Origin of the sequence: Arthrobacter sp. UYCu512 (assembly GCF_040547075.1) — a bacterium.
Lineage (GTDB): Bacteria > Actinomycetota > Actinomycetes > Actinomycetales > Micrococcaceae > Arthrobacter.
Genome location: NZ_JBEPPA010000036.1, coordinates 1 through 9,818, shown reverse-complemented (window position 1 = coordinate 9,818; position 9,818 = coordinate 1). Strand labels below are relative to the sequence as shown.

General features: G+C 61.9%; 10 protein-coding genes and 2 pseudogenes. 7 read left to right on the top strand and 5 right to left on the bottom strand.

Translation table 11 applies throughout. The features are described 5' to 3' along the window. Positions 1-225: 225 nt before the first annotated feature. Together ABIB49_RS18945 and ABIB49_RS18940 are read right to left on the bottom strand one after the other, a co-directional pair. Complete coding sequence (locus ABIB49_RS18945) at positions 226-660, bottom strand: hypothetical protein (RefSeq protein ID WP_283481280.1); 435 nt, start codon at positions 658-660, stop codon at positions 226-228. A gap of 270 nt (positions 661-930) precedes the next feature. Further along, a complete protein-coding gene (locus tag ABIB49_RS18940; protein ID WP_283481281.1) occupies positions 931-1,590 on the bottom strand; it encodes a nucleoside/nucleotide kinase family protein in 660 nt (219 codons plus the stop codon). A 1,592-nt stretch (positions 1,591-3,182) separates the two neighbouring features. Here ABIB49_RS18940 and ABIB49_RS18935 point away from each other — a divergent pair. The 7 genes and pseudogenes from ABIB49_RS18935 to ABIB49_RS18900 all read left to right on the top strand — a co-directional run bounded on the left by ABIB49_RS18935 (position 3,183) and on the right by ABIB49_RS18900 (position 6,886). Beyond that, positions 3,183-3,818: an ester cyclase gene (locus ABIB49_RS18935; RefSeq protein WP_226775906.1), complete on the top strand. Its 636-nt coding sequence runs from the start codon at positions 3,183-3,185 to the stop codon at positions 3,816-3,818. Positions 3,819-4,054: 236 nt separating this feature from the next. Beyond that, positions 4,055-4,376 (top strand): annotated as a pseudogene (locus ABIB49_RS18930) (transposase); the annotation flags it as partial. Between the two features lie 73 nt (positions 4,377-4,449). Further along, positions 4,450-4,932, top strand: a complete 483-nt coding sequence (gene dctP, locus ABIB49_RS18925) for a TRAP transporter substrate-binding protein DctP (protein WP_502913844.1) — start codon at positions 4,450-4,452, stop codon at positions 4,930-4,932. Beyond that, complete coding sequence (locus ABIB49_RS18915) at positions 4,865-5,074, top strand: type 2 periplasmic-binding domain-containing protein (RefSeq protein ID WP_256447014.1); 210 nt, start codon at positions 4,865-4,867, stop codon at positions 5,072-5,074. Before dctP ends, ABIB49_RS18915 begins: the two co-directional genes overlap by 68 nt. A gap of 69 nt (positions 5,075-5,143) precedes the next feature. Beyond that, positions 5,144-5,935 (top strand): TRAP transporter small permease, encoded by a 792-nt coding sequence (locus ABIB49_RS18910; protein WP_283481284.1) that lies wholly within the window; start codon positions 5,144-5,146, stop codon positions 5,933-5,935. Positions 5,936-5,992: 57 nt separating this feature from the next. Then, positions 5,993-6,088, top strand: coding sequence for a hypothetical protein (locus tag ABIB49_RS18905; RefSeq protein ID WP_354157622.1), 96 nt, complete (start codon positions 5,993-5,995; stop codon positions 6,086-6,088). A 165-nt stretch (positions 6,089-6,253) separates the two neighbouring features. Continuing rightward, on the top strand, positions 6,254-6,886 hold the full coding sequence (locus tag ABIB49_RS18900; RefSeq protein ID WP_282361002.1) for an EAL domain-containing protein: 633 nt from the start codon (positions 6,254-6,256) through the stop codon (positions 6,884-6,886). 12 nt (positions 6,887-6,898) lie between these two features. On the opposite strand, the gene ABIB49_RS18895 is transcribed toward ABIB49_RS18900, so the two are convergent. The 3 genes and pseudogenes from ABIB49_RS18895 to ABIB49_RS18885 form a co-directional block, all read right to left on the bottom strand. After that, the gene (locus ABIB49_RS18895) at positions 6,899-7,813 is read right to left on the bottom strand and encodes a DMT family protein (RefSeq protein WP_282360996.1); all 915 of its coding nucleotides are present in this window, start codon (positions 7,811-7,813) and stop codon (positions 6,899-6,901) included. Positions 7,814-8,227: 414 nt separating this feature from the next. Then, positions 8,228-8,767, bottom strand: coding sequence for a TspO/MBR family protein (locus ABIB49_RS18890; RefSeq protein WP_226776146.1), 540 nt, complete (start codon positions 8,765-8,767; stop codon positions 8,228-8,230). A gap of 377 nt (positions 8,768-9,144) precedes the next feature. After that, a pseudogene (locus tag ABIB49_RS18885) lies at positions 9,145-9,342 on the bottom strand (diguanylate cyclase domain-containing protein); the annotation flags it as partial. Positions 9,343-9,818 lie beyond the last annotated feature (476 nt).

Below are 9,818 nucleotides of genomic sequence, written 5' to 3'. Positions count from 1 at the left end.
ATTGATCGGAACCACGGCATCGGTGATGAAATCACCCGCCTGCATCCCGGCCCAAAAAACCTGCAAGAGATCAGGCCTCAAATGAATTGAATACCTCGCCATAACAACACCCATCCGCTAAGTGTTGCAATCACCGAAAGAACCCAAGGATCCTTGACAGGGCGCGCGTCTTCATGACGTCCGTGCGAGGCTATCCGCCTAGCGTCACTCTCGGGGTAAATCCAACTACTTGCCGACAACGGCGTATTCACCGTTCAATTTCTCGGCCAATCGTTCGATGTTGGAGCTTGCCGGCTGGCCACTCGCGATTTGGCTGAGGTCAACAACCATCCAATTATTTCCTCGAACGAGAGGGATTTTGCCCTGGCTTGAGTCAGCCCACGTTTGATAGCTCTTCCTAAGAGCGTCCTGATTCGGGTAGAGGTCTATCTGAACATTCTGCGAGCAGAGTCTCTGCAACGAAGTGAGACGAACGCCATCGCCTATAGGCACAACCGGATCGCCAACGGGTGTTGAATCGCAGCCCAAGACGTCATCGACGGCAGCGTAGGCCTCATCAATAGAGCCAAAAGATTTCAGGTCCTCGCGTCTTGGCTGCTGCCCCGCGCATCCCGTGAGCGGAACCGCCACAAGGGAAATTGCGACAACGATTTCCAGCAAACGACTGCACTTCATCACATATACCCCCCAATGATATTGACCGCACTATTCCACACTGAGCGCCCCTCGGGAAGCCCAATCGTTGCTATAGACAGCGGCCATCTCAGCTTTCCAGTATCGGGCGGCAACTCTTGCCAAGCTGCTCAGTTGATATTTCATGTGAGCACTTTCCCAGATGGGCCCATACGCGCCAACGATCTCTTTGCACCTGCCGTCCCGTTCCCGTAAGCCGGTGGTTCTGCAGACGCCCCGGCGCCCGATAGGGAACCCTCACCGGACAGGTGAAACCATGTCGGGACGGATGACTTTCGGTGAAGTGAAATCAGAGTTGTCCACGACGAACGTGGCACGTTCCCAGGGTCGTGCAGAGTCGAAGTAGAGGCGCTGTCCGCCGACGTAGCGGCGCATCGTTGGGTGCTCCGGGTCGGGGTTGCTCCCATTCCGAACTGCCATTCGTGCCGCGGTTTGGGTGAATGGAACGTCCAGGAACACCGAAGCATCCCAGTAGGGGGCGAGTTCATCGCGGTGCAGGAACATTCCTTCGACTACGACCAGTGCATCTGATGGAGCGCGAACGGCCGCCACATGAGCCATTCGGTCGGTCGCTGAGTTATAGGAGGCCGGCGAGTACCAGCCGTCCCCCTCTGGGCCCAGTCGCGTAAGCAACTGATCCTGCAGTGCCGCGTAGTTGTAGGTATCCTGCCAGAACCCTTCGGGTGAGGCACGTCCCTTGGCATGCCTGACAGGCGAGGGGTTCAGAAAGTCATCGGCATGGATGACGATCACGGGTCGATTCTGGATCTCGAAGGCCAGGTTTGCGGCGAACGATGTCTTGCCACTGCCATCCACGCCGTCGATTGCCACGAACCGGCGCCCGGAACCGATGGCGCTGAGAATGTCGGTTGCCAGTGATCGCATGAACTTCTTCATATCGCCATGCTCCCAGAAGCGGCCCCTAACCAGCGTCCGCAAGTGGATCCCTGAACGGGCACGCATCTCTTAGCCACCCCAATGGCTAAGCTGCGTGACTGCCCTTGGCGTTGTTGACTCCTCGAACTAGCGAGTGCTCGTGGAAGGACGCCGACCATGCCGACGGCTTATGGGGCGGAGTTCCGCAATGTGAGTTTGGGTCGCTGGGCGCGGCGGCGGGCTCCACTGCGCCGTTGGTGGTGCGTGCTCGCTTCGTGGAAGGCCGGACTTTCAGTTGGTCATGCAGCGTTGCTGTTCTCTCCTGCATGAGATGTTCGAAAGGAGGAACCCGCCGCCATGATGGTCGTCGATTTCGAGCATGAGAGCCGCCTCCTAGTGCGGTGCTTGTTCGGGGCTGGTCCGGTTCCGGAGACCCACTCTTCATGTCGGAGCGAAATCGCGCCCAAGACACAACTGCTCCGCCCGGACGGCCGTTTAGGCAGCCTGGTTGGGGGTGCCGAAGTGGGCAAGAAAGAGGGTGTGCACAATGTGCACACCTTGGGCTTCGGATCGGGTCGTATATCGGCCGGACTGGGCCGGATTGCGGAGGTTTTCGGGAGAGTGGCGGAAAATCAAGGGCTGGAGCCCGGTTCGAGTCCCACCTCGGGCACAGTGTTTCCGCAGGTCAGAGGGGTTTTTGGTGCTTTTTTCGTGTGGACAGTGTCCACACTCTCGGCCCTGATCTGATGTTCCGGGTGTGTGGGGTCCCGGAACGGCCTATTCGGTTGTGTAGGGGAGCGGCTGCCTACGGCGGACCGTGTACCGCCCTGTGGGGTCTCTTCTGGGTGTTCATCCTCGTTCGTCCTTCCGTCGGGTTTCGGCGTTCGCTACTTCATGGTGTCTAGGGCCGCGTACAACCTGACTTGCTGAATATTCTTTACATCGACCTGGGGTTGCGGCCGGTCCGGAATTTCCGCTCTGATACCTGTTCATGCAGGAATGCGGGGAGAACGGCATGACATGGCCACTGATCCGGAACTGATCATGAGGACGCTGAGCTGAGGTGTCTCGCATCAGTAGTACTTCTCAACCATTCTGACGACTACGGCGAATGATTCTCTCGGCCACGTCCATCACCTACAGCGGTGGATATTGCCATGAGCAATCGTCCCGTGGTGGTACTGCGGGCTTTCCGCTGCCAGGGGCCACCTAGACGGCCTTCCACACATGGGGTTCCATGGGAAACCGCACCATCGCTGGACTTTACCGCGATCGACTTAGAAGGCGCCATCCTCGAATCCATCGGCCGACTTCTGAACCGGACTTTAGGCGCAGGACACTAGTGTTCCTGAATGATGCAGCAACCTCGCGAGATGACATGAACGTCCTCCGGGGTCAGAGACACGCTCGGAATGACACCGGCGATTGAGTTAGTGCTCAGGCGTATCCGAATCCGCCTGAAGTTCCGGCCGCAGGCAGGCCCGGGCCGAACCCGCTCCCGCTGCCCTTGCCCTTGCTCCCGGGCAGACCAGCGCGCACGATGACAGAATCAGACAGATAACAACCAGGACCGCTCCGCACGGACCGGCCTGACAACTATAAACGGAGGATCCATGACCAGGAACGCCAACATCCACGCCCAGGAGCGCTTCGGCGCCGCCGTAAACAACGGCAACCTCGATCAATTCGACGACGTCGTCGCGGCCGACTGCGTCGACCACGACCCGGCACCCGGACAAGGACCGGGACCGCAGGGATTCAAAGACCTGTTCGCAGGGTTGCGCTCTCATTTTCCCGATCTGCACCTCGACGTCGAACACCTCACAGCCACCGACGACGACGTCGCGTTCGCCTACACGATCACCGGGACACATCAGGGGCCGCTGATGGGCCACCCGCCCACCGGCAAGAGCTTCAAAATCCGGGGCATGCAGATCGGACGCTTCGAAGACGGCAAACTCATCGAACGCTGGGGAAGCAGCGACCAACTCGGCATGCTCACCCAACTCGGACTGGCGCGGCAGCCATGGGATGACAAGCAGAAGGTGGGCAACATGGTCTGGGACGCGGACGAGAGCGTTCAGGAGGACGAATCTGGTCCAGTTGTCGCGGTTCCTATGGACCGCTGGCGAGCCTTGCCGACGCGGGTGCGAGTGGAGGACCAGAGCACGTCCGTGCCGGTTTCGGATGCACCGGATCCTGAGGGCGGCAGAAACCCTGACAATGACTGGCTGCTCCGTGGCGTGTGAACCGGCGTGTAGAGCCAATCAGTAAGACGGTCGGTCGTGGCAGTTGGCTTTGTGGTCCGGGACCGTCGTTGTGCTCGAGACCGCAGCCTTCGTGCAACCTAGGCCAGATCCGTCGGGTGATCGCTTGGACTCCCTGGCTAGTGCCTTACCGCGGGGACTGCCCCCGGTTTTGTTGACTCCTTGACTTAGCGAGCAAGGGCTCGTGGAAGGACGTTGACCCTGTCGGCAGCTTCCGGACCGCCGGCCACCTCGCTGCCTACGCCGGCATCCCCCCGGTCACGCAGCGTTCCGGGACCTCCATCCGCGGCGAATTACCTGCACGCTCCGGGAAAAAACAACTCAAGAACGCTCTTTTCAGATCCGCGTGGATCGCCTCGTGCCACGCCCCCCGGGTCCAGGGCGTACTACGTCCGCAAACGCGCCGAAGGCAAGAAGCACAATGCCGCCTTCATCTGTCTGGCACGGCGCCGCTGCGACGTCATCCACGCCATGCTCCGAGTCGGGACACTCTACGACGTAATTGGGCTCTTCAGAATTGAGAGTGCAGTTTCGGTCTGAATCCGCCGGATTCCAGCAGTGATCTGGCGACATAGTTGGTGAGATTCGGGAAGCCGAGTGCGGAGCCACGAAGGTGTTCAAGCCGGCCGTTAATCGCCCGGTAGTTCCGAACGGAACGAGTTTCATCGGGGACCAGAATGCCGCCGTCACCCGCCTGCAGGGCGGCTCGCTGGATGCCCTCATCCTCGCGAGGTCCATCTACGCCGCGGTGGTGCCGGAAATGAACGGCATCAGCATCCCCTACCTCTTCAAGGACACAACGGAGGAAGCGGCGTTCCTGGCCGGGAAGCCGGGCCAGGCACTGAAGGAAAAGCTCGCGACCAAAGACACCGTCGCGCTATCGTTCCTCACCCGGACCGGCCGCGAGATCACCAACTCCGTGCGCCCCATCCAACAGCCCTCGGACCTCAAAGGCCTGAAAATCCGTGTCCCCCGGCAACCCGCTCTGGATCGACTTTTTCGAGAATCTGGGTGCGAGCCCGACCACCATGGCCTTCTCCGAGGTCTTCACGGGCCTCCAGACCGGAACGATCAAGGGACAGGAAAATCCGATTGAAGTGCCGTGGACCAATAAGTTCTCCGAGGTTCAGAAACTTGAAGGATTCAAGGCCACGTCCAAGAGCCTTTACCCGCAGTTCTCCCAGCTGATCGGCAAGGAATTCTTCGACCAGGCCATCGCTTTCACCAACTCCAACTAACTAAACCCCGCACGGCGCCCCGGCCCTCCCACCAACATCCCGCTATCAACGTCGACAGTCTGTCAGAATATGAAACGCACCCTCGCTCCCGAGGAACTCGAGGAAGTCATTCCGTCTGACGCGGAAGAGATCCTGCATCACGGTCACGTTCCCCCTGGCAGGAGCGGCGCCGTCTGGCTCGACAAGACCTTTGAATGGGCCGTGGGCGCGGCGATCCTCGCCGAGCTCGTCGTCATCCTGCTGAACATAATGGTCCGGGTCGTCACCGGAGATTCTGTGCTCTGGACTCAGGAGGTGTCAGAAATTGCGCTCCTGACCATTGCCTTCATTGGTGGAGCCGTCGCGTATCCGAAGGGAGCGAACATGTCGGTGCAGGCACTGATCATTCGCCTGCCCGCAACGTGGAAGCCCTATCTGGCCGCCCTAGTCGACTGGCTCGTCTTTATCATGAGCGCGGGGGCCTTCGCGCTCTTCGTGCCGACGCTTGCCCAGCAGATCGAGGAAAAGACGCCCATCCTGCAGCTGCCGGTGTTCTGGGTTTCCCTGGCGTTCTCTTGCGGCATGGTGCTCATCACGTGGTTCGCCGTCGTCAAGCTTTGGCGGCAGGAACGCCGGCCGGTCGTGGCCGCCGCAGGGATCGCCGCGGCGATGGTCGCCGTCGTCCTATTGGCCCCGCCGCTGTTCTACTACGCTTCGCCGAACGTCCTCCTGGCCCTGGTGCTCGCGGTCCTGTTCCTGTTGCTCTTCCTTGGCCTCCCCATCGCCTTCGTCCTGGCCCTCGCGTCGGGAATCGACCTCTACCTCGGCGGCATTTCCAATGTCAGCGCCATGGTGCTCATCATCTCCATGGGCAACGGCTAGTTCGCGCCCCCGGCCGGCGTCGTCTTCTACCTCGTCTGTGCCACCGCCCGCGAAACCGTGGAAAACAGCCTGAAGCACTTCTGGCCGTACCTCATTGCCCTGTTCATCGGGCTCCTCGTACTTGCTGCCCTCGCATCGTCCAGCACGCCGTAGTCATCACCCTCAAAGGCTCCAGCTACCGACTCAAACATGCACAGACAGACTCACTGCCCTCGACAAGACCGGAAAATCAGGCAGAACAACCAACATCAACGTGGCTCACTTTTGCACCCGCGAAGTGGCTCAGTTTTCGACCATCGCTGACAAGAAAGCACCGGGCTGATCAGCGCTATCGGCCAGGAGATCCTGACCCAGACCTGCGTCCAGCTCAAATCCTGGCGGGGACAGGACCGGGAACACTCCGTGGCCGTGAACGTCTCAGCCGAGCAACTGCGGGCGCCAGGATACGCGCGGACCGTTATGGACACCCTGGCCGTCGCCGGGATCCGCTGCGACCAATTGATCCTGGAAGTCACCGAAAGCGTCTTCATGGACCCCGCTCCGCATATCACCACCCAGCTGGGGCTGCTGCGCCGCCAAGTCATCAAGGTCGCCCTGGATGACTTCGGCACCGGGTATTCATCCCTCGGCCGGCTCCAGGATCTTCCCGTGGACATCCTCAAGATCGACCAGTCCTTCGTCTCCGTGATCATCATCGGGGACGAGGGGCTCCCGATCCTCGATTCCATGACCGCGATGGCCCACAACCTCGGACTCAAAATCACCGCCGAGGGAGTCGAAACCCCCGAACAGGCCCGATACTTGCTCGGCCTAGGATGTGACTCCCTCCAGGGCTACCTCTTCTCCCGCCCCGTCCCGCCCCGGGAAGTCCCGGAAGCTGAACATCACGCCAGAAGAGCCATCACAGAATTCCATTCCGGCCACATACAGGTGGAGTTCCGGCCTTGTTAGGGGCAGGTTGGCTTATTCACGTGCTGGAAGCGTCGGCACCTTTTTGACTGTTGCGAGGAGGAGGACTCCGGTGACCGCTACGGCGCCTGCAAGGAAGTAGGCGATGAACGCTTGGGGCGGGGCGGTGTCGGCTTCGCCGAGGATGGTGATGCCGATGGTGACGGCAACGAGGGGGTCGATGACTGTCAGCCCGGCCACGACGAGTTCGGGAGTGCCCCGGGTGTGTGCGTTCTGGACTAGGAACGTCCCGGACACGGCGGCAATCACCAGCCCGGCCAGGCAGCTAAGGGACAGCCATTCGAAATCGCCCTGGAAGAGCCGGGCGATGACGGTCTTTGCCAAGGCCGCGACGAATCCGAACAGGACACCGGCACCACCGGTAAAGATGATGGCCCCCCATCGCCGCCGCCAGAGACCGTAACCCGTTCCAAATGCGGCGAGGACGATACCGAGAATAACCAAGATAGTGATGAGGTGCCCGTCGCTGATTAGAACGTCCTGGGCGGACACGGCAGCGACAGCAACGAACGCGCCCACCCCACCGACACACAAAGCCACGGATGTGAGGGCCCGGCGCCCCGGGGACCGGCGGGTCATCCGTGCCGTGGCCAACGTGGTCACAACCAGGGCGACCGCGCCGATGGGCTGCACCACGATCAGGGGTGAAAATCTCAGGCTCGTAAGCTGCAGGAGTATTGCAGCGGCGAGCATCGCTGTCCCGCCCAGCCAGACCGGTTTGCGCATTAGGGCCTGGAGGCGTCCCCCGCCCATGCTCCCGGCGGTCCGCCCCGGGGCGGCCCCCTGGTCTTCCACGGCTTTGTGTTGAAACAGCGTGCCGAGGGCCAGCAGTACAGCCCCGGCGACGGCGATCGGGATACCGAGCCAGTGATAGGACGAAATCGCTGACACGGCGGAAGCATGGGTCATGATCCGACCCTACCGATTCGTTGGCTGCGCCGCTGCTCTGGCTGGCCGACGGGTGCTAGATGGATCTGCGCCGATGCCTGCTTCATGTTTTGTTGGCGAGGTAATCGATAATTAACCAGGCACCAGGCACCAGGCAGGATTTGGACGAGCTGGCCGGCCCCGTTGGTGGCGACGCTGGTGACGGCTGCTCGGATGACTGCCAGGGCGTGCCGGGGAGTGGGCGTGCTTCGATTCCGCCGGGCGTCCCGCGATCGGGCCAGCTCAGGGCTCGTAACTTCCGGGGGGCGAGACCGGTCCGTGTGACCTTCAGAGGTCTGCTCATTGGGTCAGGCGCGGGCGTGGCGGATATTGCACAGTCACTTGCGCGTCTGTGGCCGTGATCGACCGCGGGCACCGGGCCAGGGGGAGTTCCGGCTAGTTGGTGGTTGCGGCGTAGAGGTTCAGGCTGGCTGAGAAGATGATCCAGGAAATGTAGGGGAGCATCAGGGCCCCGGCGGTCCGGCTGAGGGGGCCGAACCGGAGAACCGTCACGCTTACTCCCACGAACAGTGCGGTGATGATGAGGAGCGCGAGCCACAGGGCGGCGGTTCCGATCATGGGGTACATGCCGAAAAACGTGGGGGCCCAGGCAAGGTTCAGGGCCAACTGGGCGCCGTAGGCGACCATGGCGCCGCGGCGGGCCGCCTGTTGGCGCCAGATGAGCCAGGCGGCTACGGCCATGGTCGTATACAGCACCGTCCAGACGGTCCCGAAGACCCAGTCCGGGGGTGTCCAGGGTGCCTTGTTCGCGGCGGCGTACCAGCCGTGGGCGTTGGCGATGATGGCTAGCGAACCCAGGAATGACACCGCGTGGGCCAGGGCCATGAAGCCCAGCAGCGCTGCGATCTGAAGGCCGGTGCCGGCCCTGGCCGGCGTCGGCTGGGCGGGGACGGGTTCTTCAAATTTCGGGGGCACTGGTACACCTTGGCCAATCCCGGGGTGCCCGTCAAACCGGAGACTGCCCAGGAAGGTATTCTCCAGCCTTTCCGATGTGCCCTGGTTGCGGTTGTCCGGGTGTGGTCTCCGTACCGAATACCGGTACAGGGATGGAGACCCGGGCTGGCCGGGGCTGCGGGGAAACCCCGCCGGGTGAGGGTTAGCTGATGGGGAGAGTGTCGTTGGCTGGCTTGTTTCCCGTGTCGGGCCCGGGGCGTGGTGAGGTGAGGGTTTGGCGCAGTTCGGTCCAGAACTGGGTTGCCGTCTGGGGCCTGTGATGGGTGGGGACGGACCCTCATACCGCCCTGATGGCCGGGCCTCATTGCGGCTCCGTAGATTACGTACCGTTCGCGGCCGGCGTGTTTGGTCGAGTACATTGCCTTGTCGGCCCGCTCGAGCAGCTCTTCGCGGTCTTCCAGTCCGGTACCGATGGCTATCCCTATGCTGGCGGGGACCTGCAGTGCGGCCCCGGCGACATGGACCGGCGCGGCGATGGCGTCCATGACGCGCCGGGCAATGGGCGCTGCGATATCGGTTCCGGAGCCGGGGAGCACGACGGGTCACGTAGGCCTGGTTGGCCAGCGGGACTATCTCATAAACGGTGTATCCGGCAGTTTTCTTTTGTGGTTTTCAGCTGCCGGGATTCGGTCGCTGAAGGTGATGGCGAAGGCGTTCAAAGCGGGCTTCCAGCGCACGGCTCAACGCATCCCCGGCACTGCAGCGCCTGATCGAATCAACGCCGCAGGATCAGCTCGGTGACCGTTTCGGGACGTTTGCCGGCACGATTGACGATGCTGCCTTACCCGGGCCGGACTCCCTGATCGTCGTCACGGGAGCAACGGAAGCCGAACTCCGCCAGAACGGCAGGGCCGTCCTGGTGTCAGACTTCACCACCGACCCCTACGGTGGCAGCGCGGCCGCCTACAACACGGTGCTGTCCATCGGGGCCATTGCGGTGTTCTTCCCCGTTCTGCTGCTGATCAGCATTGTCACCGGTCTGGGCGCCGCCCAGCGCCGGGAACGCTTCGCG